General features: G+C 42.9%; 23 protein-coding genes and 1 pseudogene. 5 read left to right on the top strand and 19 right to left on the bottom strand.

Annotated features, from left to right (window positions below):
• A pseudogene (locus tag K1I71_RS04790) lies at positions 1 to 183 on the top strand (hypothetical protein); the annotation flags it as partial.
• A 121-nt stretch (positions 184 to 304) separates the two neighbouring features.
• On the opposite strand, the gene pflA reads toward K1I71_RS04790, so the two are convergent.
• The 12 genes from pflA to K1I71_RS04730 all read right to left on the bottom strand — a co-directional run bounded on the left by pflA (position 305) and on the right by K1I71_RS04730 (position 10,467).
• On the bottom strand, positions 305 to 1,099 hold the full coding sequence (gene pflA, locus K1I71_RS04785; RefSeq protein WP_033683045.1) for a pyruvate formate-lyase-activating protein: 795 nt from the start codon (positions 1,097 to 1,099) through the stop codon (positions 305 to 307).
• Between the two features lie 125 nt (positions 1,100 to 1,224).
• Positions 1,225 to 2,475, bottom strand: coding sequence for a diaminopimelate decarboxylase (locus K1I71_RS04780; RefSeq protein WP_223330341.1), 1,251 nt, complete (start codon positions 2,473 to 2,475; stop codon positions 1,225 to 1,227).
• A 66-nt stretch (positions 2,476 to 2,541) separates the two neighbouring features.
• Positions 2,542 to 3,369 carry a pur operon repressor gene (purR, locus tag K1I71_RS04775; RefSeq protein ID WP_004238844.1) on the bottom strand — a complete coding sequence of 276 codons (828 nt, stop codon included), beginning with the start codon at positions 3,367 to 3,369 and terminating at the stop codon, positions 2,542 to 2,544.
• Between the two features lie 105 nt (positions 3,370 to 3,474).
• Positions 3,475 to 4,416, bottom strand: a complete 942-nt coding sequence (locus tag K1I71_RS04770) for a 3'-5' exoribonuclease YhaM family protein (RefSeq protein WP_223330340.1) — start codon at positions 4,414 to 4,416, stop codon at positions 3,475 to 3,477.
• Complete coding sequence (locus K1I71_RS04765; RefSeq protein ID WP_223330339.1) at positions 4,406 to 5,662, bottom strand: DNA recombination protein RmuC; 1,257 nt, start codon at positions 5,660 to 5,662, stop codon at positions 4,406 to 4,408. The genes K1I71_RS04770 and K1I71_RS04765 overlap by 11 nt, the downstream gene beginning before the upstream one ends.
• A gap of 1 nt (position 5,663) precedes the next feature.
• Complete coding sequence (locus K1I71_RS04760) at positions 5,664 to 6,326, bottom strand: thiamine diphosphokinase (RefSeq protein WP_223330338.1); 663 nt, start codon at positions 6,324 to 6,326, stop codon at positions 5,664 to 5,666.
• Positions 6,289 to 6,945 (bottom strand): ribulose-phosphate 3-epimerase, encoded by a 657-nt coding sequence (rpe, locus tag K1I71_RS04755; RefSeq protein WP_042750012.1) that lies wholly within the window; start codon positions 6,943 to 6,945, stop codon positions 6,289 to 6,291. Before rpe ends, K1I71_RS04760 begins: the two co-directional genes overlap by 38 nt.
• A gap of 10 nt (positions 6,946 to 6,955) precedes the next feature.
• Complete coding sequence (rsgA, locus tag K1I71_RS04750; protein WP_223330337.1) at positions 6,956 to 7,834, bottom strand: ribosome small subunit-dependent GTPase A; 879 nt, start codon at positions 7,832 to 7,834, stop codon at positions 6,956 to 6,958.
• Between the two features lies 1 nt (position 7,835).
• Positions 7,836 to 8,708: a 16S rRNA (adenine(1518)-N(6)/adenine(1519)-N(6))-dimethyltransferase RsmA gene (gene rsmA, locus K1I71_RS04745; RefSeq protein ID WP_004255823.1), complete on the bottom strand. Its 873-nt coding sequence runs from the start codon at positions 8,706 to 8,708 to the stop codon at positions 7,836 to 7,838.
• A gap of 12 nt (positions 8,709 to 8,720) precedes the next feature.
• The gene (locus K1I71_RS04740) at positions 8,721 to 9,020 is read right to left on the bottom strand and encodes a hypothetical protein (RefSeq protein ID WP_033688101.1); all 300 of its coding nucleotides are present in this window, start codon (positions 9,018 to 9,020) and stop codon (positions 8,721 to 8,723) included.
• 107 nt (positions 9,021 to 9,127) lie between these two features.
• Positions 9,128 to 9,694 carry a ribonuclease M5 gene (gene rnmV, locus K1I71_RS04735; RefSeq protein WP_033688099.1) on the bottom strand — a complete coding sequence of 189 codons (567 nt, stop codon included), beginning with the start codon at positions 9,692 to 9,694 and terminating at the stop codon, positions 9,128 to 9,130.
• On the bottom strand, positions 9,694 to 10,467 hold the full coding sequence (locus K1I71_RS04730) for a TatD family hydrolase (RefSeq protein ID WP_033688098.1): 774 nt from the start codon (positions 10,465 to 10,467) through the stop codon (positions 9,694 to 9,696). Before K1I71_RS04730 ends, rnmV begins: the two co-directional genes overlap by 1 nt.
• 156 nt (positions 10,468 to 10,623) lie before the next feature.
• Here K1I71_RS04730 and K1I71_RS04725 point away from each other — a divergent pair, with 156 nt between their 5' ends.
• On the top strand, positions 10,624 to 12,468 hold the full coding sequence (locus K1I71_RS04725) for an APC family permease (protein ID WP_223330336.1): 1,845 nt from the start codon (positions 10,624 to 10,626) through the stop codon (positions 12,466 to 12,468).
• A gap of 287 nt (positions 12,469 to 12,755) precedes the next feature.
• On the opposite strand, the gene K1I71_RS04720 is transcribed toward K1I71_RS04725, so the two are convergent.
• The 4 genes from K1I71_RS04720 to K1I71_RS04705 form a co-directional block, all read right to left on the bottom strand.
• On the bottom strand, positions 12,756 to 14,720 hold the full coding sequence (locus K1I71_RS04720) for a peptide ABC transporter substrate-binding protein (RefSeq protein WP_223330335.1): 1,965 nt from the start codon (positions 14,718 to 14,720) through the stop codon (positions 12,756 to 12,758).
• A gap of 138 nt (positions 14,721 to 14,858) precedes the next feature.
• On the bottom strand, positions 14,859 to 14,993 hold the full coding sequence (gene rpmH, locus K1I71_RS04715; protein ID WP_000831905.1) for a 50S ribosomal protein L34: 135 nt from the start codon (positions 14,991 to 14,993) through the stop codon (positions 14,859 to 14,861).
• 144 nt (positions 14,994 to 15,137) lie between these two features.
• On the bottom strand, positions 15,138 to 16,352 hold the full coding sequence (locus K1I71_RS04710; protein ID WP_223330334.1) for a pyridoxal phosphate-dependent aminotransferase: 1,215 nt from the start codon (positions 16,350 to 16,352) through the stop codon (positions 15,138 to 15,140).
• Between the two features lie 155 nt (positions 16,353 to 16,507).
• Positions 16,508 to 16,810, bottom strand: a complete 303-nt coding sequence (locus K1I71_RS04705) for a hypothetical protein (RefSeq protein ID WP_223330333.1) — start codon at positions 16,808 to 16,810, stop codon at positions 16,508 to 16,510.
• 161 nt (positions 16,811 to 16,971) lie between these two features.
• Between K1I71_RS04705 and K1I71_RS04700 the strand changes: the two genes are divergently transcribed.
• On the top strand, positions 16,972 to 17,424 hold the full coding sequence (locus K1I71_RS04700; RefSeq protein WP_000079148.1) for a universal stress protein: 453 nt from the start codon (positions 16,972 to 16,974) through the stop codon (positions 17,422 to 17,424).
• A 136-nt stretch (positions 17,425 to 17,560) separates the two neighbouring features.
• On the opposite strand, the gene K1I71_RS04695 is transcribed toward K1I71_RS04700, so the two are convergent.
• Positions 17,561 to 18,952: a Cof-type HAD-IIB family hydrolase gene (locus tag K1I71_RS04695; RefSeq protein WP_223330332.1), complete on the bottom strand. Its 1,392-nt coding sequence runs from the start codon at positions 18,950 to 18,952 to the stop codon at positions 17,561 to 17,563.
• Between the two features lie 65 nt (positions 18,953 to 19,017).
• Here K1I71_RS04695 and K1I71_RS04690 point away from each other — a divergent pair, with 65 nt between their 5' ends.
• Positions 19,018 to 19,980, top strand: coding sequence for an asparaginase (locus K1I71_RS04690; RefSeq protein WP_223330331.1), 963 nt, complete (start codon positions 19,018 to 19,020; stop codon positions 19,978 to 19,980).
• Positions 19,981 to 20,031: 51 nt separating this feature from the next.
• Here the strand turns inward: K1I71_RS04690 and ccpA are convergent, their stop codons facing one another.
• On the bottom strand, positions 20,032 to 21,042 hold the full coding sequence (gene ccpA, locus K1I71_RS04685; RefSeq protein ID WP_001090628.1) for a catabolite control protein A: 1,011 nt from the start codon (positions 21,040 to 21,042) through the stop codon (positions 20,032 to 20,034).
• Positions 21,043 to 21,278: 236 nt separating this feature from the next.
• Here ccpA and K1I71_RS04680 point away from each other — a divergent pair, with 236 nt between their 5' ends.
• The gene (locus tag K1I71_RS04680) at positions 21,279 to 21,596 is read left to right on the top strand and encodes a DUF960 domain-containing protein (RefSeq protein WP_000886035.1); all 318 of its coding nucleotides are present in this window, start codon (positions 21,279 to 21,281) and stop codon (positions 21,594 to 21,596) included.
• A 45-nt stretch (positions 21,597 to 21,641) separates the two neighbouring features.
• Here K1I71_RS04680 and folK read toward each other — a convergent pair whose 3' ends face one another.
• Positions 21,642 to 22,454, bottom strand: a complete 813-nt coding sequence (gene folK, locus K1I71_RS04675; protein WP_223330330.1) for a 2-amino-4-hydroxy-6-hydroxymethyldihydropteridine diphosphokinase — start codon at positions 22,452 to 22,454, stop codon at positions 21,642 to 21,644.
• Between the last annotated feature and the right edge of the window lie 133 nt (positions 22,455 to 22,587).

The following is a 22,587-nucleotide window of genomic DNA, read 5'->3' as shown; positions in this document are numbered from 1 at the left end:
ATGGGACTTTTTTTCTACACAAAAATAGGCTCCATAATATTTATAGGAGATTTACCCACTACAAATATTATAGAGCCAGAAGAAAAAGGCTTAGCTGGTTTGCTAAGTCTTTTTGCTAGTCATACTCTTCGCAAATCTCTTCAAACCACGTCAGCTTCGCCTTGCCGTAGGTCTGGTTACTGACTTCGTCAGTTCTATCCACAACCTCAAAACACTGTTTTGAGCAGCCTGCGGCTAGCTTCCTAGTTTGCTCTTTGATTTTCATTGAGTATCAAAAGCCCGATGTTTCCATCAGGCTTCTTTTTTATCCATGTACACGTTTCATATAGTCTTGATAACTTTCGGTATCCATGAGTTTTTTAGCGTTCTTGACGCGGTCTGCTGTTGGAGGTTTGACCCCTTCGAGCGAATATGGAATTCCCAGTTCACGCCATTTGAACTCACCCATGGTGTGATAAGGTAGAATTTCAAACTTATCAACATTTTTGAGGGTCTTGACGAACTTACCAAGTTCAATCAAGTCATCATCTCTATCTGTCAAACCTGGAACTAGCACGTGGCGAATCCAGACAGGCTTTCCAATATCTGATAGATACTGGGCACAAGCCAAGATATTTTTATTGGTTTGGCTAGTGACAATTTTGTGCTGTTCTTCGTTGATTTCCTTGATATCCAAGAGAACCAAGTCAGTGACAGCCATGAGTTTGTCAAACTTTTCAAGGTAACGTGGTTTATTACGGAAAGGAAGGGCACAGGTGTCCAAAGTACAGTGGATTCCTTGTTCCTTAGCCTTGGTAAAGAGGGCAATCAAGAAATCAATCTGCAAGAGGGCTTCTCCTCCACTGACTGTAATCCCTCCCTTATTTCCCCAGAAACCGCGGTAGCGCAAGGCCTCTGCCAAGACATCATCTACCGTCCGTTCACGTGACTTATTGGACTCCATAGCCCAAGTATCCGGGTTATGGCAATACTGGCAACGCATGTGACAGCCCTGCAAAAAGACAATAAAGCGAATACCAGGCCCATCTACTGACCCAAAGCTTTCTGTCGAATGCACCATTCCTGTCACTTGTCCATAATCAATTGTTTCTTCAGACATATCGTTACCTTCCTTGAAAACGTTTTATAGTTTTATTATATCATGACTTGAAGGAAAAACAAGATTTTTGCCTATTTTTTAGAAAGCAATCTGTTTTTCAATTTCATTTTCAATTACTTATCATTTTATTCTTCAAAATCAAAGCCATACAAGGTTGCAAAGTAGTCCTCAGGGCGCTCTGCACGGCGGATTTGACGGACTTTGCCTTCTTCGGTATAGAGGATTTCCGCAGAACGAAGTTTGGCATTGTACTGGTAGCCCATTGAAAAACCGTGAGCACCTGTATCATGAATTACCAGCAAATCACCGATTTCTGTATGAGGCAGTTCGCGATTCACTGCAAATTTATCATTGTTTTCACAGAGTGAACCAACCACATCTACCACTTCAGCTGGTCCATCTGGATGGGTCACGTTAGTAATATGATGGTAGGCTCCATACATGGCTGGACGCATGAGGTTGACTGCTGATGCATCCACACCCAGATAAGTACGGTAGGTTTTTTTCTTATGAGTCACTCTTGTGACTAAAGCACCGTGAGGTGCCAACATAAAACGACCCAATTCGGTAAAAATCTTGACCTGACCAAGACCTGCTGGCGTAAGAACTTCTTCATAAACCTTACGAACTCCCTCACCAATCAAGGCGATATCGTTCGGCTCCTGGTCTGGACGATAATTGACACCAATACCGCCAGAAAGATTGATAAAGTCTAGCGAAATGCCCAACTTTTCCTTGATTTCAACAGCCAATTCAAAAAGCTGACGAGCCAACTCTGGATAATAGAGATGGGTCACGGTATTGGACGCTAGGAAGGAGTGAATCCCAAAAGTCTTAGCTCCTTTTTCCTTCAAGATGGCAAAGGCTTCAAAGAGCTGGTCCTTGGTCATGCCAAACTTGGCTTCTCCAGGATTGTCCATAATGTCTGTCCCCAGTTCAAAAACGCCTCCAGGATTGTAACGACAAGAGATAATTTCTGGAATGCCTGCTGCACGCTCTAGATGTTCAATATCTTCAAAAGCATCCAAGTTAATGGTCGCACCCAATTCACGCGCATAGGCATATTCCTTGTCTGGCGTATTATTAGAAGAGAACATAATCTCAGAACCAGGGAAATCCAGTTTATGGCTCATCAAAAGTTCTACATAACTAGAGCAGTCCACGCCACAGCCTTCCTCTTGGAGAATTTTCAAAATAGCTGGGGTTGGAGTAGCCTTAACTGCAAAATATTCCTTAAAGCCCTTGTTCCACGAAAAGGCTTTGTTGACGGCTCTTGCCTTCTCACGAATCCCCTTCTCATCATACAAGTGAAAAGGTGTCGGGAACTCGGCAACAATCTTTTCTAAGTCTTCTTTATTGATAAATGGTGTTTTCATAAGTTTCCTTCTATTCTATTTGCAAAGAAAGGCTGGGACAATCGTTCCAACCTTTAGTTCTATCTCTTATTTATCTTCGTCAAAGATATTGCCAACCTCAACATCGATGGCTTGGTTCTTGACATCAATATTGGTTACCTTCAAGAGTGACTTGTAGTCAAACTGCTTTTCGCGTTCTTCTTGAGCATTATCCGCAAAGACCGCTACACCTGCCAATTCTGAATCAAACTCACGCAAGAGGCTGATCATCCCATTGACAGTTCCGCCACCTTTCAAGAAGTCATCCACAATCAAGACACGGCTGCCTGCCTTGAGACTACGTTTTGAAAGGAACATTTTCTCGATACGGTCACCACTTGAACCGGACACATAGTTGACGCTGACAGTTGAACCTTCGGTAATTTTCAGGTCACGGCGCACAATAACAAAAGGAACATTGAGGACATTGGCAACTGCATTTGCAAGTGGCACACCCTTAGTCGCTACGGTCATAACCGCATCAATTTTTTGGTCCATAAAGCTCTTGGCAATAATGCGACCAATATTTTTCAAGATAGCTGGTGTGCTAAGCAAATCAGACAGGTAGATATAGCCACCTGGCAAGATACGGTCACTTTCTGACAACTTGGCACGCAAGTCCTCAACCATTTCCTTGGCATCATGGCTTGAGATTGATGGTGTGAAAATGACACCACCACCAGCACCAGTTACTGTCTGGATATGACCGATTTCAATTTCCTCAAAGGCGCGTTTGATAATCACGATATCCTCTGAGATGGATGATTTAGCAGATTCATACTTTTCAGCAAAAGTATTGAGACTAGTTAGTTTATAAGGATTATTAATCAAATAGTTGGAAATGACAACCATCCGATCACTTCTTCTTAATTTCATTTCTATTTCCTACTTCATTTAATTTTGATATTTTATCTATTATACCATATTCACATAAAAAAACGAACATTCTTATCCTAAAAAATGCTCATTTTTCTTAAATTATTAATCTAAATCTGGTTTATAGAAGGAACGATTGTCCATAGCGAAGATTTTATTGGTCATCTCTCCTTTATCCACCAAAGCAAGAGCTGTTGACATCATCATCATGCTAGCATCCAGATTGTCAATCATATGGATAATCTCTGCTTCCATAATGCGTGGACGGACTGGACTTCCATACTCAAGTAAGCCATGGTGACTGAGGATGACGTGGCGGAGCAAAACGACTTCTTCCTTGGTATCATCGATGCCAAGTTCCATAACTGTTTTAGTAATTTCGCTATCAATCAAAGCAATATGCCCAAGGAGATTGCCTCGCACTGTGTACTCGGTCTGGTCTGGCCCCGTCAACTCAATGACCTTAGCCAAGTCATGCAGCATAATTCCCGCATAGAGCAGACTCTTATTAAGTTGAGGATAGACTTCGCTAATAGCATCTGCCAAACGTACCATGGTTGCAGTGTGGAAAGCCAAACCCGTTTCAAAGGCATGGTGGTTGGTCTTGGCTGCTGGATAGGAGTAAAATTCCTTGTCGTACTTGGTGTAGAGATTTCTGACAATTCGTTGCCAGACAGGATTTTCAATTTTGAAAATCATTTGCGACATATAGTCACGGATTTGCTTGGCATCAACTGGCGACTTGACCTTGAAATCAGCTGGGTCATTGGGTTCACCGGATTGAGGCAGGCGTAGGGTGATTTGATTGACCTGAGGGGTGTTGTTATAAACTTCTCGGCGCCCTTTCATGTGAACAACCTTACCTGCAGTAAAGGCCTCAACGTTATGAGGTTGGGCATCCCAAAGTTTCCCCTCAATCTCGCCACTATCATCTTGGAAGGTAAAGGCCAGGTAATTTTTCCCAGCACGAGTTTGCCTCAGGTCAGCTGATTTGATTAGGTAAAAACCTTCAAACAGCTCATCTTTTTTCATGTGACTAATCTTCATATTCTTCCTCATTTTCTTGGAAATGGAGTAGATCAAGCGCAGGCTCACCTTCTGATAACTCAATGTGACGGAGCGTCCGCTCAATAGCTGTGGTACGACGGTTTAATAGTTCATCAATATTGCCAGAGGCATGTTGGAGGTGTTTTTGTGCCTTGACCAGAATGCCACCAAACTTGCCAAATTCAGTCTTGACACTGGCAAGAGTCTTGCTAATATGGTCGGCACTCTTTTGGATATTGAGAGTCTTGAAGCCAACTGATAGAGAGTTAAGCAGGGCTGATAGGGTACTTGGACCTGCGACAATAATCTGTTCCTCCCGTCTCAAATCATCAAAGAAGACAGGATTACGGACAATTTCTGAGTAGAGACCTTCGGTAGGGACAAATAAAACTCCAAAATTGGTAGTCCGAGGCGGTGCTATGTACTTGCTCTTGATATCCTTGGCAAAGCGCTTGACACTTGCTAGGAGTGACTTACGACAGCGTTCGATTTCATCCTTGTCACCTGCTTCATAGGCTTCTTCTAGGCGATAATAATCTGCCAGTGGAAACTTGGAGTCAATCGGTAGATAAACGTATTCCTGGTCTCCCTGTCCAGGTAACTTGATGGCATACTCCACTCGTTCACTGGAGTTTTCAACCGTTGTGTATTCTCTTTCGTACTGGGCAGGAGTCATGATGTCTTCGATGATTTGCCCCAGTTGCAATTCTCCCAGAATCCCTCTCGTCTTGGTTCCTGAGAGAACCTTGTTAAGAGCTCCAACATCACGGGCAACTGTCTGCATTTCTCCAAGGCCACGATTGACAGACTCCAGTTGTTTGGAAACTGTCTCAAAGGAAGCCTGCAAGCGTGTTTGCAAGGTCTTTTCTAACTTTTCCTCGACCGTCTGACGCATTTGTTCCAAGCGTTGCTCATTTGATTCCTGCAAGGCTTGAAGGCGTTGGTCGGTCTTATCTCTGGTTTGGAGGAGATTATCTGTCATTTCTTGACGAACTTGAGTTAAGCCTTGGTGCAACTCGATTCGAACTTCTTGCAAACGGTCGCTGACAGCTACTTCCAAGTCTTTTTGATCCAACTGGCTGGCTTGTCTGGCTTGTTCAAAACGGTAATCCAACTGGTCTGATAGATGATCTGCCTGATCCTCCAAGCTCTTGCTCAGGTGTTTCTCCTGCTTCTCCTGCCTTTGCCAAATCAGAAAGATACCAGCTAGGTTGGCAATTAATAATAGAACTAATAAACTTTCCATCCTACCTCCTGTCCTTACTATGTAGCACGACCACATAGCCATCTGGGCAAGTCACCGACACTTCCCTATCTATATATTCGTTAGAAGCGTACACTTTTTTAAAGAAAAAATTTTCCTCTGTCAACTCATACTTGGCACCGAGAATGGTCAGCTGGCTATCTCGAACTGGCATAAAGGCAAGATAGTCATAGTCCGAGCGAGGTTCTAGCTGACTGGTCCCTTCTGGACAATAGGCAATCAAGTTTTGCCCATCTTCAATCGCTATCTGGCGCATATAGGGTGCTAATTTGGGATTGCTAGGTAGAAAGACGTTAGCTAGCATATGATCAATACGACCACCCAAAGCACCGAAAATAGTGACCTCAGCCTGAGGATTTTGCTCAAAGATGGTTAAGAGAGCCAATTCCAGATCTGTATCATCCTTTTCTGGTCGGGCTTGAACAAAATGCTGGGCACGTTTTTGAATCACCTGTCGCTCTTCTTCCGTCACAGAATCAAAATCTCCGACTGCTAGAGCAAGAGGCAAATCTTCTTCCAAGACCCAGAGAGAACCTCGATCCACACCGACAAATCTATCAAAGTCCGTCCGGTAATGACCGCGGTCTCCGCCAGCAAAAACAGCAACCCTAGTCCAGTTGTTTTCTGAGAGTTTGTACTCGCTCATTGACATCTCCCTTAAAGACATAGGAACCTGCTACAAAAACAGTCGCACCAGCTTCTTTGGCCAGAGCAATAGTTTGGTCATCAATCCCGCCATCCACTTCGATTTCAAAGTTCAAGCCTTTTTCCTTACGAAGTGCAACCAACTCACGAACCTTATCCATGGTTTCTGGCAGAAAGGCTTGCCCACCAAAGCCTGGGTTAACTGTCATGACTAAAACTTGGTCAACTAGATGAAGGACGTGCTTGATGGCTTCAACTGGTGTGCCAGGATTGATAACAACTGAAGGTTTGACCCCTAGAGAACGAATTTTTTGGAGGGCGCCATGGATATGAGGTGTTGCTTCTACATGGATACTGATGATATCTGCACCTGCGCGCGCAAAGTCTTCTAAGTGGTGTTCAGGATTCGCCACCATCAAGTGGCAGTCAAAGACCATCTTGCTATGAGGGCGAAGAGCTTCGACCACACCTGCACCAAAACTGATTTGTGGCACAAAGTGCCCATCCATGATATCGATATGGGCATATTCTGCCCCAGTTGCTTCTAGGCGTTTGATTTCACGTTCAAAGTTGGCATAATCTGCTGCCAGAATTGACGGAGCAATCTTGTATTGAGACATAGGTTTCTCCTTATTTTGGAATTTTTTTGCTGACTTTTTTATAGGTTTCTCTGCGATTTTCAATTTCACTCAGAAATTGCAGATAGTTGTCAAAACGGAAGAACGCAACGGTACCCTCTTCTACAGCAAGCTTAACCGCGCAAGCTGGCTCATGGGTGTGGGTACAAGTGCGGAATTTGCATTCTCGACTGACAGTAGCGATTTCTGGAAAGGCCTGATTGAGGTCTTCCGCCGTTGATACTTCATAGTCCAAGGATGAAAAGCCCGGTGTGTCTGCGATTTTACCTCCATTGAGGTTGTAAAAACTAACAGCTCGAGTGGTATGGCGCCCACGACCCAGACTGTCTGAAATTTCTCCTGTTTCAAGATTGAGGTTTGGTGCGATTTTATTGAGAAGAGTTGACTTCCCAACACCTGTCTGCCCCATAAAGACTGTAACCTTGCCTGTTAACAAGGGCAAAAGTTCCTCCTTACTGGTCACAAAATCATAACCAATAGCACCATAGGTTTGTTGGTAAAAATCCAATTCTGACCTATCTTCCAACAAATCCATTTTGGAAATATAGACGATTGGATGGATGCCCTTGTGTTCCAAAAGAACCAAGAACCGATCCAGCAAATTGCTGTTAAATTCAGGTTCCTTGACGGACATGATTACCACAGCTTGATCGATATTGACAATGGGCGGACGGACCAAACTGTTTTTTCGTTCATAAATCTTGAGAATATAGCCTTCTGAATTTTCCTCCGCAGAAAAATCTACCCAATCCCCAACGTAGGGAGTATGGCCTTTTTTACGGAAATTTCCACGCGCCCGTGTCTGATAAACCTTGCCCTCACTCTCCACATAGTAGAAGCCTGCCAAGGCTTTAATGATTTGTCCCTGCATCTTAGAGTCCTTGCCCTTTAAGTGCATCTGCTAGGCTGGCAAATTCTGCCAAGCTGAGAGCTTCCCCACGCACACTTGGTGACAAGCCTGCTTGGTCCAAAGCCTTAGTAAGCTTGTCCTTGACCTCTTCAGTCTTGCCAAAGTAACCTGTCAAGTTATTCCACAAGGTCTTACGGCGATGGGTAAAACTAGCCTTGGAAACCTTAAAGAAAAAGTTCTCGTCTTCCACTGCTACAGCTGGCTCTGGACGGCGGACCATTTTCAAGATGGCTGAATCCACATTTGGCGCTGGCACAAAGACCGTACGAGGCACGATGAAGGCAACCTTGGCAGTCATGTAGTACTGAACCGCAATCGACAAGCTACCATAAGCCTTGGTATTCGGTTGAGCGGAAATGCGGTCAGCTACCTCTTTCTGCATCATGACCACAAACTCACTAAAAGGAATTCCGCTCTCAATCAAGTGCATGAGAATAGGCGTCGTGATGTAGTAAGGCAAGTTGGCTACTACCTTGATTGGCAGGTCAGGATTTTTGAAATTCTGGATATGCTGCGCCAAATCGACCTTGAGAATGTCCTCGTTAACCACTGTCACATTGTCAAAATCACGCAAGGTATCTGCCAAAATCGGTACCAAACGGTGGTCAATCTCAAAGGCCATGACTTGAGCTGCACGCTCAGCCAAAAATTCTGTCAAGGCACCAATCCCTGGTCCGATTTCGATGACATTAACCTGGTCATCAATCTCAGCCGTATCCACGATTTTTTGTAAAATATTGGTATCCGTCAAGAAATTTTGCCCAAAGGACTTTTTAAAAGTAAAACCGTGACGCTCCAGCACTGCCTTGGTCACGCTATAATCTGCAATTCTCATCTATTCTCTTTTCTAGTGTAAACGGCGTTTTATTATCCAAACAAACTCATTGTCTCCTGAACTCTGATAAATGAGCTCTGTTAAAGAAACATTTGGATTCGTCAATTCTTTTGTTTCTGTATTATAACTTGTTACTGTCTGCCCACCATGTCGTAGAAGCCATTCCGTATCCAATCTAGGCAGATATCTGTCCTTTTGAAGAAAACTACAAAACTCCTCAACTGTCATATCCTTCGGGACATCAAGATCCATCTGATGAGAGAAAACATCATCCCCCATGCAGATAGATTCTCTATCAACTCGTATTTTCATTTCACTCTTTCCTTGTAAACATCAATTTAAATATTATCAAAGTGAATCCCCTGACATAAATCTACTTACTTATATTGTAACACATTCCCCTTACATTTGGGGTCTGCTTAGCTGTTCTCATAAGATTTCATGGTTTCTTCCACTTCTGCCAAGGTAATCCCAAACAACTCTAAGCGCTTGAGGAGTTGCTTACCGTTAGAATAGCCGATTCGGAGAGCCTCTCCTAGATATTCTCTGCGCTTACGGCTATCTGCTCCTGCTAGAAAACCAAGGCGAATCAAGTCGCTACGACTGATGTCAAACTGACTCTCATGTTCAAATTGTTCTGTCACCTGAGCTAGAGCCGTTTTCAGGTCTTCATAGCTGGCATGCTCAATTCCCAAAGAACGCCCCTTGGTCTTGGACTTGGGAACAGCTTCATCTCGTTTGAGAAAGGCATGCTGAACTGTTGGAATGGCCGTCATAATCATGCGACGAATCCGCTCCCCATTAAAATCTGGGTCTGTAAAGACAATGACCCCATGGCGTTGGTGTAGACGCTGAATCCGCTCTAGATCCTGCTCATTGATGGCAGAACCTCGTGTCTCATAGGTCTCTACATCGAAGTAACGTTTAAGATTGGCCGTATCATCGCGACCTTCAACCACGATGACTTGAGAAATTTTTTCTTTCATTACTTGCTATCCAATCCAAAAATTCGTTCTGCATTTGCAGTCGTTGCTGCCGATAACTCCTCGGTCGTCATACCACGCAAATCCGCGATAAAATCTACTACATAGCGAGTGTAGGCTGTTTTGTTTTCGCGACCACGTTTAGGAACAGGAGCCAAGTAGGGAGCATCCGTCTCCACCAAAATCTTGTCCAAAGGTAACTCTTTAGCTGCTTCTTGGATGTCAGTTGCCTTCTTAAAAGTCACCACTCCTGAGAAGGAAATAGTCATGCCAAGCTCGACAAACTTCTCTGCCCATTCAAGAGTCCCTGAGAAAGAATGCATAATGCCACCTCGAGGGCCAACTCCCTCGCTCTTGATAACCTCATAAGTATCTTCCAGCGCATCACGGGTATGGACAACAAAAGGCAAATCCAAGTTCTTAGATAGCTGAATCTGACGACGAAAAACCTGCTCCTGCACTTCTTTAGGCGCTGTCATCCAATGATAATCCAAACCAATCTCACCTAAAGCAACTACCTTTGGATGCTTGAGCTTGTCAAGCAAGTAGGCTTCAATCTCCTCTGTGTAAGTTCCAGCTTCTGTCGGATGCCAACCAATAGTTGCATAGAGTTGGTCGTACTCATCTACCAACTCCAAGGCACGCTCAATCGTTGGTTGATCAAAACCAACAATATTCATCTGTGTCACACCCATATCAGCAGCTAAGGCGATTTCTTCTGCCTCACGACCTGCAAATTCTTCTACATTTAAGTGTGTATGTGTATCAAAAATCATCTCTTCTAACCTCGTTTTCTATCTTCTATTATACCAAAAAACTGCCCTCTCTCCTCATCTGTACAAAATATTCTAAAATCCATCGTCCTCTCTTGACGCTATTTTCTCAAAGCAGTATAATAGCACTTATTGAAATTTTCAGAAAAGGAAAATACAATGTTTACAAAATTAAAACAGACTTTTATCGGTCGTCCTCTTAAGTCCTTAACAGAAGGCGAGGGGGGACTGCTGGGAAAAATGCAGGCCTTGGCCATGTTGTCAAGCGACGCTCTATCTTCCATTGCCTATGGGCCTGAGCAAGTAGTCCTCGTCTTGGCTAGTCTCTCTCCTCTTGCTATATGGTGGAGCCTTCCTATCGGCCTTTTTGTCCTCCTACTTCTGGCCAGCCTGACCGTTTCCTACCGTCAAATCATCCATGCCTATCCTCAAGGAGGAGGGGCCTATATGGTTACTCGAGAAAATCTATCTCCCGAGCTAGGCTTAATTGCTGGAGGTAGTCTGCTGGTTGACTACATGCTGACTGTGGCGGTATCGGTATCATCTGGAGCTGATGCTATCACAGCAGCCCTCCCTGTCCTCCACCCTTACAACCTTCACATCTCCATTTTTCTGGTTTGCTTGCTCATGCTCTTGAATTTACGGGGCTTAAAAGAATCTGCCAGTTCACTGATGATTCCTGTCTATCTCTTTATCATCAGTACTGTCTTTCTCTTGCTCTACGGAATCCTTCAACTAATGACAGGGTCTCTCAGCTATCAGGCAACTTCACCTATTGGGCATGCTGTTCCGAGTCTGTCTATCGTTCTCATTCTAAGAGCCTTTACCAGTGGTTCTGCCTCTCTGACAGGGGTTGAAGCTATTTCAAATGCCGTTCCCTTTTTCAAGGCTCCAAAAGAAAAGAATGCCGCTCAAACCTTGACCATCATGGCCTTGATTTTAGGTTTTCTTTTTGCAGGCATTACCTTCCTAAACTACTGGATGGGGATTCTGCCTCAACACGGAGAAACTATTCTTTCACAGATGGCTCAAGGCATCCTTGGTAATTCCTTCTTAGATCACCTTGGCTATTATATCTTCCAATTCTCCACAGCCTTGATTTTGGCCGTAGCTGCAAATACTGGCTTTTCGGCCTTCCCTATGCTGGCTTACAATATGGCTAAAAACAAATACATGCCCCATCTCTTTATGGAAAAAGGAGATCGCCTAGGCTACTCTAATGGAATTTTAACTCTGGCATTTGGGGCTATGATTCTTCTTCTCATTTTTAATGGCAATACCGAACGTTTGATTCCCCTTTATACTATCGGGGTCTTCGTTCCCTTTGCCCTTTCTCAGACTGGGATGATTCTCCATTGGAAAAAAGAAAAAGGGGCAAATTTCTTAAAACCTGCTCTTGCCAATATCCTTGGGGCTATCATTTGCTACGCTATCGTGCTAATCCTGCTCTTTTTCCGTCTCAGTGATATCTGGCCTTTCTTCCCGATTATTCTCGTACTCACCCTACTCTTCTTGGCGATTCACAGTCATTACCAAAAAGTGGCCCAACAACTACGACTATATGAAGGCATCGAAAAACGTACCTACAATGGAAATCTAGTTCTCGTCCTAGTAGGAAATGTCACCCGCGTCAGCGTTGGAGCCATTAACTATGCCCAAAGTATCGGAGATGAAGTCCTAGCCATGCACATTTCTACTAAGGAAACAACAGAGAAAGACCAAGAAATTCTCCAAGAATTTGCCGATTACTTCCCAACCATTACTCTGAAGAACATCAAGACCAGCTACCGCGACATCATCACGCCTACTGTCAAGTATGTCAAACGTATTTCCGAGGAAGCTCAGAAAAAGAACTATACAGTCACTGTCCTCGTTCCCCAGTTTATCCCAAATAAACCTTGGCAAAATATCCTGCATAATCAGATGAGTCTCAAACTCAAATATTCCCTTCGTTGGCACCAAGACGTCGTTGTCGCTAGCTACTCTTATCACTTAAAAGAATAAAGAAAAGGCCCTACCAGAACCAATAAGCGTCTGGTAAGGCCTTTTTCTGAATCCATCCACTATGCTTATACTCAATGAAAATCAAAGAGCAAACTAGGAAGCTAGCCGCAGGCTGCTCAAAGCACTGCTTTGAGGTTGTAGATGAAACTGACGAAGTCAGCTCAAAACACTGTTTTGAGGTTGCAGATAGAACTGACGAAGTCAGTAACATATATACGGTAAGGCAACGCTGACGTGGTTTGAAGAGATTTTCGAAGAGTATTAACTGAAAAGCATGACTAGGAATATCATTGAATGTGGTTAGCTAAATCTTCCTGAGCTTTTTTATTTGACTCAGCTTTTTCTTTTAGCCATTTTTCATAAAGTTCTTGGTACTGTTTAGCAGTTACTGGCTCTTTTTGCAATTCAACATATTTGTAGTTGTCCGCATTTCCCTTATGACCAACGAATGAGAATGGGCCTGTAAACGGTACAGTCTTACGGAAGATTGGGTTAGCTCCACCACTTTGAACTGGTAGGAAGAGGGCACTATCTGTCAACCAAGCTTGGGCTTCAGCATATTTTTCATAGCGGGCTTGAGTATCTGTTATTTCCGCATCAGCCTGATCCAAGAGTTTCTTATAGTCAGAAAGACCAATCTTGTCCTTAACTTCCTTGTCTTTTCCTTCAGACAAGCCCATGTTTTTCAACTGAGAACCTGTCTCTGGATCAAGAATAGCTAGGTAAGTCTTAGGATCTGAGTAATCTCCACCCCATCCCGAGATGTCGATATCGTAGTCTTTTTGTTCTGCTGTATCTGCAAAGTAGGTTGCCTGGTCTTTTTCATCTGGAGAAAGTTGGATAACATCGATAACTACATTCTCCTTACCAAGAGTTTCTTCCACTGTTTGTTTGAACGATCCAGCCTGTTGCACATCCAACTTAGCAGTCTGGTCAACTGGCATATCCAAATGAATTGGGAAAGTTACTCCCTGTGCTTGCAGACTTTCTTTGGCCTTAGCAAACTTCTCTTTGGCCTTTTCAGGATTCAAGAAGGCTTGCTTACCATCGTTTAGGTTAATATTTGCCCAATCTTTACCGTAGTTGACAATTTTCTCATTGACAATGTCACCAAAGTTCTTATCGCCAACTTGAACAAAGTTACTTGGTGTAATCGTATTACGCAAGATACGGTCTGCTCCATCTTCACCATTTGTCTGCGCTGCATAGGCATGACGATCAAAGGCAAAGTTGATAGCCTGACGGAAATCTTTATTTTGCATAGCTGCGCGTGAATCTGTCTTTTCCTTATCAGACTGTTTCATAGTCTGCTTGTAGCTTTGACGATTTACGTTGAAAAGATAGTAGAAGGTAACTGAGTTTTGCGGTGTATAGGTAATCTTGTCCTCATTTCCCTTCTTGAGTTCAGCAAAGACTGAACTTGTTGGGAAGATACGACCATCTGTATAGTTACCATCCAAGAAACCTCTAGCAATGCTGTCTTGATCAGAACCGTCAAAGAATGAGAGTTTCACTTTCTCGATTTTAACATTATCCTTATCCCAGTAATTAGGGTTTTTATCAAATTCAATCAAAGATTTTGATGTGAAGGATTTAAACAAGTAAGGACCATTTGACAAGATACTTGATGGTGTCACACTTCCAAAGTCATCTCCCTGAGACTTCAAGAAGGCTTCATTTACAGGACTAAGGATACTTGCTGTTGTTTTAGAGTTCCAATAAGTCTCAGGTTGGTTGAGAGTGTATTGTAGCGTGTAATCATCCACCGCCTTAACACCAACAGTTCCAAAATCAGATGATTTCCCTTCAACATAATCTGCTAGCCCCTTGATAGAGTCTTGTACCAAGTACAAGTTTTCAGCCTTTTTATCAGCCGCATACTTAAGACCTGTCACAAAGTCATGAGCGGTTACATCTGCATACTCTTCTCCTTCAGAAGTGTACCATTTAGCTCCCTGACGGATCTTATAAGTGTAAGTCAAGCCATCTTTTGACACTGTCCATGACTCAGCCATAGATGGGATGAGATTGCCATACTGGTCATTTTCCAACAAACCATCAATCAAGTTGGTTGTGATACTAGATGTAGAATCTCGTGTAGAGGTAATGTAATCCAAGGTATCAGGGTTGCTGACAAAGATATAAGAGTATGTCTTGTCTGCATTGCTTGATTGGGATGACCCGCATGCCGCTAGAGCTAGACCTGCTGTCAAAGCCATAGCTCCAAAAAGCATAACTTTTGATTTCTTCATGATTATTCTCCATTTTTTACAGTATGTGAAATATTATACACTATTTGAGCAAAAATATAAAGCCTTTTTGAACTTTTTTACAAAAATAAAAATCAGTAGACTCGAGTTCCTACTGATTTTTGTTATGGTTCGTTTGGATTATGCAGCCAAAACTTTGCGTCCTTTACGACGACGAGCTGCCAATACGCGACGACCGTTTTTAGTTGACATACGGTTACGGAATCCGTGTTTGCGCGCACGACGAAGTTTACTTGGTTGATAAGTACGTTTCACGATGAATACCTCCTCATAGATTTTGTATTCGTTTAGCCGGCTATAAAGTGATCAGTTACTAAACATACTTTACTATTCTATCTGATTCTTTCACTTTTGTCAATAGCTCAAGGCAAATGTTTCCAGCTTTTTCAAATGTAAGCCCTATCTACGATACTGTTTTAAGAATCGAGTCATCTTTTCTTGGATTTGGGCCAGTTCATCAACACGCGGAAGGTAAACAATACGGAAGTGGTCTGGTTCCTGCCAGTTGAAGCCTCGACCATGAACCAAGAGAACCTTTTCCTGTTTCAAGAAATTAAGAACAAACTGTTCATCATCATCGATACGGTACATATTGCGGTCGATTTTAGGGAAGATATAGAGTCCAGCCTTGGGTTTAACGGCAGACAAACCTGGAATATCTTGAATGGCATTGTAGATGAAGTTTCTTTGCTCGTAAATTCGTCCACCTGGAAGGAGCAATTCATCAACTGATTGGTGGCCACCCAAGGAAGTTTGTACGACTTGTTGGGCCAAAACGTTAGAGCAAAGGCGCATATTGGATAGCATATTGAGCCCTTCGATATAGCCTTTAACGTGTGTCTTAGGTCCAGACAAGACCATCCAACCCACACGGAAACCAGCAATACGGTGAGATTTTGATAGACCGTTCATGCTGACACAGAAAACATCTGGTGCCAAGCTCGCCACAGGCGTATGCACATGTCCATCCATGACCATGCGGTCGTAAATTTCATCTGCAAAGATAATCAAATCGTTTTGACGGACAATCTCAATAATTTCCAGCAAGAGTTCCTTAGGATAAAGGGCTCCAGTTGGGTTGTTTGGATTGATAAGGACGATTGCCTTGGTATTAGAAGTGATTTTTGACTTGATATCGTCAATATCTGGGTACCATTCTGCAGCTTCATCACAGATATAGTGAACGGCATTTCCTCCAGCTAGGCTGACAGCCGCTGTCCAAAGAGGATAGTCTGGCATTGGCACCAAGACCTCGTCTCCATTGTCCAAAAGCCCCTGCATGGACATGACAATCAACTCACTGACACCATTTCCAAGGTAGATATCATCAATATCTACGTTTGGGAATTTCTTCAATTGGCAATACTGCATGATAGCCTTACGGGCTGAGAAAATCCCTTTGGAGTCAGAATATCCTTCACTATCACGCGCATTCATAATCAAGTCATGAATGACCTCGTCTGGCGCTGTAAAGCCAAATTCTGCTGGATTTCCTGTATTCAGACGTAAAATCTTTTCTCCGTTTGCTCGCATCCGCATGGCTTCTTCCAAAACAGGACCACGGATATCATAAGCAACATGCTCTAACTTACTAGACTTGTTATATTCTTTCATCTTGTTTCCTCAATTCATCAGGATAGTAACATTATACCACTAGAAAGACAATGCGACAAGTTTACTGAAATGTGTTACTAGATTCGGATAGAAGAAAAGCCTCGCTAAAAGCGAGGTCGAGACAATGGTGATAGCAGGTGTTTTGCCAAAAAACATCACATACCAAAAGATAAACCTAGAAAGAGCAAGCCTAAAAAGGAGTCATAGAGAAGATTGAACATGAGGAAAAGCCCCCATATCATCAAGTAATCCCAGCGACCACTTCTTTTTGCAACTAGGAATAATAGCAGATGGTAGAGTAGGTGAAAGACTAAAAAGCCAACAAAACCTGGATAGAGAAGTGGAATCAACTTTTCTAATTGCCAGATCATGATCACTTCTACCAAGACAGAGGCTAGGATGATTCCATAATAAAGGAAATTTGATTTTTTTGATTCTTGAAAAGAGTTTTTCATCATTCTCCCTCCCTTCACTTCTTTCCTGCTATCCTTTCTTTTATTTTATCATATATTTATATAGATTTTAAGCGCTAACATTCTTTTGAAAAATATTGTTTTTACTTTACTTCTATAGTGAAAAGGTTTACAATTATAGTAAGAAAATTTCAGGAGGTTTCATTATGGCACAACGTTACCAAAATATCATGGTCGCAATCGATGGTTCTAAAGAAGCAGACTTGGCTTTTGTCAAGGGAGTTCATTCTGCTCTACGAAACGACGCTAAACTCACCATCGCACATGTCATTGACACACGCGCACTCCAAAGCGTATCCACCTTTGATGCTGAAGTTTACGAAGAACTCCAAGTCGACGCTGAAAGTCTGATGAAAGAGTACGAAAAACGTGCTAAAGATGCTGGTGTGGCAGATGTTCATATCGTCATTGAAATGGGAAATCCAAAGACCCTACTGGCACGTACTATTCCCGATGCTGAGGAAGTGGACCTCATCCTAGTTGGCGCAACTGGTCTCAACGCCTTTGAACGCCTCTTGGTCGGCTCTTCATCTGAATACATCCTCCGCCATGCTAAGGTCGATTTGCTGGTTGTGAGAGAACAAGAAAAAACCTTATAGTCACGAAGAAAAGGAGCTCAGCGCTCCTTTTTGTTTACTATTTATACTCTTCGAAAATCTCTTCAAACCACGTCAACGTCGCCTTGCCGTACTCAAGTACAGCCTGCGGCTAGTTTCCTAGTTTGCTCTTTGATTTTCATTGAGTATTGTTTCTCTCTTTATGACGTTCATAAGCCTTGAGCTGGCGCTGCAGTTCCTTTTTAATAGCAGGTTCTGGAGCATATTTTTCTTCCCAATCATCTGGTTTTAAGATTTTGTGGGTCACTGGATCAAAATGAGCCTTGCCATCTGGGAAAATTTTCCCCATATTGGCCTGATGGACAATGTCAAAAATACGTTCTGGGTCCACCCCCATCAAGACAAAACTACCGTAGGTGAAGTAAAGCGTATCAATCAAGGCATCCACCTGCCCTATCAAATCTTGCTGAGCAGGCGTCTTCTTGGCTACTTTATCTGCTGCCTTATCAAGAGCTTGATGAAGTTGCGATAGAGCTTGACCAAAGTCCTCTTCAGAAGGACTGGCAGCTCTAACAAATTCCACCAATTCTTCTATTTTAAAGCCAGCCCTGTGGGTTGCACCTTCTAAATCCCAAGCTCGAGGTTCTTCTTGAGTTCGTTCATCCATCATGTGGTGGAAGGTCTTGACCTTATTGAAATGATAGTCACGGCTGACAAAGACTTTTTCTGAAGCCAAAACACCAAAATGTTCCAGGGCCTTGTGGATTCCGTCTTGCTGATTGCTGGTGGTAATGTGCTTAGCAACTTCCTTAACACTGCTACTACCATTTCCCATAGCAACCGACATACCGACACCCGCCAGCATTTCTAGGTCGTTATCGGAGTCACCAAAGGCCATGACTTGGTTGAGATCAAAACCATATTCTTTCCCAACTCGGCGAATACCTTCCAATTTAGAGTTTCCTTGATTGATGACATCCGCTGCAAATGGATTGCTACGTGTTAATTTCAAGTCTTCAAAATCAGCTGCCGCCTTCTCAGATTCTTCTGGTGTCATCAGCATCAAAACTTGGTAGATAGGCTGATTCATCAGATGAAGCAGATCTTCTTCCTTTTGGGGAACAACCTTGCTGACCATACGATTAAAGGAATGACTCACTGTCCGAGTTAAAACTGAGGGAACGAAGCGACTGATTCGTTGGGAAAAAGAACCCAAACCAAAAGACATGATTTTGGAACCCAACATGGCATCCTTGGTCCCTAGGGCAATCTCCTTGCCCTCTTTTTTAGCATAAGTAATGAGCTGGCGCAAATGTAACTTGGAAATAGGACTCGTGAACAAGACTCTGTCTTTAGTAAAGATATACTGGCCATTATAGGTTACCGCAAAATCCAGGTCCAAATCGTCCATCAATTCCTTAACAAAAAAAGGTCCTCGTCCTGTCGCTACGCCGACAAGCACCCCTTGTTCTTTGACAATCTTAATCGCGTCCTTAGTGGATTTCAAAACACTCTTGCGATCGTTGACCAAGGTTCCGTCGATATCAAAAAAAACCGCTTTGACTTCCATCCTATCCCAATCTCCCCTTTTGTGATACAATGATTATACCACATTTCAGAAAGAGTGAGTAAATCATGTCTAAGAAAATCCTTGTTTTACATACGGGCGGAACTATTTCCATGCAGGCCGATGCTTCTGGCGCTGTTGTGACGAGTTCAGATAATCCCATGAACCATGTGTCCAACCCACTTGAAGGAATCCAAGTCCACGCCTTGGACTTTTTTAACCTACCAAGCCCCCATATCAAACCCAAGCATATGCTGGCCCTCTACCAGAAAATCAAAGAGGAAGTAGCTAACTACGATGGAGTGGTGATTACACACGGAACCGATACTTTAGAGGAAACAGCCTATTTCCTTGATACCATGGAAGTTCCCCATATGCCTATCGTTCTGACAGGGGCCATGCGCAGCTCCAATGAACTCGGCAGTGATGGTGTTTATAATTATCTGAGTGCTTTACGGGTGGCTAGCGATGACAGAGCTGCTGATAAAGGAGTTTTGGTCGTTATGAACGATGAAATCCACGCTGCCAAGTATGTCACCAAAACACATACGACCAACGTCAGCACCTTCCAGACTCCAACACACGGGCCACTTGGCCTGATTATGAAACAGGAAATACTCTACTTTAAAACAGCTGAACCTCGTGTCCGCTTTGACCTTAATCACATACAAGGCTTAGTCCCTATCATCTCTGCTTATGCTGGTATGACAGATGAGCTGATTGATATGCTGGATTTGGAACAATTGGACGGTTTGATTATCCAAGCCTTCGGAGCTGGTAATATTCCCAAAGAAACGGCTGAAAAGTTAGAAAGCCTTCTGCAAAAAGGAATCCCAGTCGCCCTGGTATCACGATGCTTTAACGGTATAGCGGAACCTGTTTATGCCTACCAAGGTGGGGGCGTGCAGTTGCAAAAATCTGGTGTCTTCTTTGTTAAAGAACTCAACGCCCAAAAAGCCCGTTTGAAACTCCTCATTGCCCTCAATGCCGGACTAACAGGACAGGCTTTGAAAGACTATATGGAAGGGTAAGTCTCTTCTCTAAAAACAAATCAGGAAATCTGCACGATTCCCTGATTTTTTCTATTTACGTTTTCGTGTTGAACGGCGTTCTGTCAAACCATGAGGTAAGAGAACTTCACGTTCTTCCAACTCTTCCTTGTGCATAATCTTCGTCAACATACGCATGCTAATAGCACCAAGGTCATAAAGAGGTTGGGCAATAGTTGTCAAGTTTGGGCGGGTAAAGCGAGAGACCTGCGAATCATCACTAGTAATGATTTCAAACTCTTCTGGTACTGACACACCCTTATCGGCAAGGCCGTTCAATACACCTGCTGCCAATTCATCACCTGTTACAACTGCTGCAGTTGCGTTTGATGAAATCAAGCGTTCTGCCAAGGCATAACCGTCTTCATAAGTGTATTTAGATTCAAATACCAATCCTTCGCTATAAGAAATACCTGCTTTTTTCAAGGCTTCCTTGTAGCCAACCAAACGAACCTTACCATTGATATCATCCACTAGTGGACCGCTAACGAAAGCAATGCGCTCATTTTCTTTAGCAAGGTAGGTCACTGCATCAATCGTAGCTTGTTTGTAGTCAATATTGACACTTGGAAGCTGATGTTCTACATCCACAGTTCCTGCAAGAACAACTGGTGTCCGAGAGCGAGAAAACTCTGAACGAATTTTTTCAGTCAAGTGATATCCCATAAAGATGATACCATCCACTTGCTTAGAAAACAGTGTATTGACAACTGAAACTTCCTTGTCATCATCCTCATCACTATTGGCAAGGACGATATTGTACTTGTACATTTCAGCGATATCATCAATCCCTTTAGCAAGCGTTGAGAAATAGCCATTGGTAATATTTGGGATCACGACACCGACAGTAGTTGTCTTTTTACTTGCAAGACCACGCGCCACTGCATTTGGACGGTAATCTAAACGGTCAATCACCTCAAGCACTTTTTTTCGAGTATTCTCTTTTACATTCTTATTGCCATTGACTACACGGCTAACCGTCGCCATTGAAACTCCTGCTTCACGGGCGACATCATAAATCGTTACTGTATCGTCTGTATTCATTCCATTTCCTTTCTATATCATACCTCACGAGACTCCAAAAAAGAGACGGTATGAAAATTTCGTTTTCATGATTCTACTTATTCCATTTTATCACTATTTGTAAACACTTTCAAGCGTTTTTTGAAGATTATTTGAAAAAATTTCATAGGAAGCTATGTTTATGAAGAAAAAATCACCTTTTCTTGATTTTTAATCCTATTTGCTGTATGATAAGGGAAAAGAAAGGGGGAAGAAATATGGCTTTTACCAATACCCACATGCGGTCAGCTAGTTTTGGCATTGTTACCAGCTTACCCGATGATGTCATTGACTCTTTTTGGTATATTATTGACCACTTCTTAAAAAATGTCTTTGAATTGGAAGAAGAACTCGAGTTTCAATTGCTCAATAACCAAGGAAAAATTACCTTCCACTTCTCAAGTCAACACCTCCCTACAGCCATTGATTTTGACTTTAACCACCCTTTCGACCCTCTTTATCCCCCGAGAGTACTGGTTTTAGATATGGACGGTAGAGAAACTATCCTCCTCCCAGAAGAAAATGACCTATTTTAAAAACTCTAGCCTTCAGTTGCAAGTGACTGAAAACTAGAGTTTTTTCTATTTTTTCAAAGCATCATACAAGTTGCGGATCGGTTGCTTTAATGTCGGATGGATAAAATAAGGCGCAATTTCTTGTAGAGACTCAAGAACAAAAAGGCGTTCCGCTATGTAAGGATGGGGCAAAATAAGGTCATCTGTATAAAGGACCTGGTCCTCCACAAAGAGCAAGTCCAAATCAATCAAACGAGGCCCCCAATGTACTTCTCTCACCCGTCCCATCTCTGACTCAATGGCTAACAAGTTCTCTAATAGAACTGGGGCCGGCAACCAGGTTTCAACCTCAACCACTTGATTAGCAAAGCTATCTTGCTCCACACCACCCCAAGGCTCTGTCGTCAAGACACTGGACTCTTTGAGAATATGGATACCTCGAGCTCGCATTTTCTCAATGGCTTGTTTCAAGTTTGCTTGTTTATCTCCCATATTGCTTCCTAGGGCGATAAAGGCCCGTTGCTTGCGGCGATGAATGGTTACCGAGCAAGTATCTAGTGGCAAATGCACTGGTGCCCAAGGCTTTTTCAGTTCCAGCTTTATTTCTTGGACAAGAGGATAAGCCTCAAAGGTACGTTCTACCAGTTTGTAGGCTACCGTTTCAATCAAATCTTCAGTGCTCTCCTGAAACCAAGTCGTCCACTGCTGACACAGTTCTCCGTAATGGACAGAGGCTGTTAAATCCAAATCTGTAGCCGCCTTAGTCATATCATAGAATAGGATAGCTGAAACGACAAACTTTTGCCCTAATTCTTTCTCACTAGGAAAAAGACCATGATAGGCAAAAATTTCCAAATCCTTAATCTGCAGTTGATCCATAATGATTCCTTTCTAGAAAAATCCGCTTCAAGCGGATTTTTTTTATACTCAATGAAAATCAAAATGCAAACTAGAAAGCTAGCCGCAGGCTGCTCAAAACACTGTTTTGAGGTTGCAGATGAAAGCTGACGTG

Origin of the sequence: Streptococcus mitis (assembly GCF_019929545.1) — a bacterium.
GTDB classification, from domain to species: domain Bacteria; phylum Bacillota; class Bacilli; order Lactobacillales; family Streptococcaceae; genus Streptococcus; species Streptococcus mitis_BU.
Note: the sequence above shows the minus strand (reverse complement) of the source record. Positions and strands in the feature narration are given on the sequence as shown.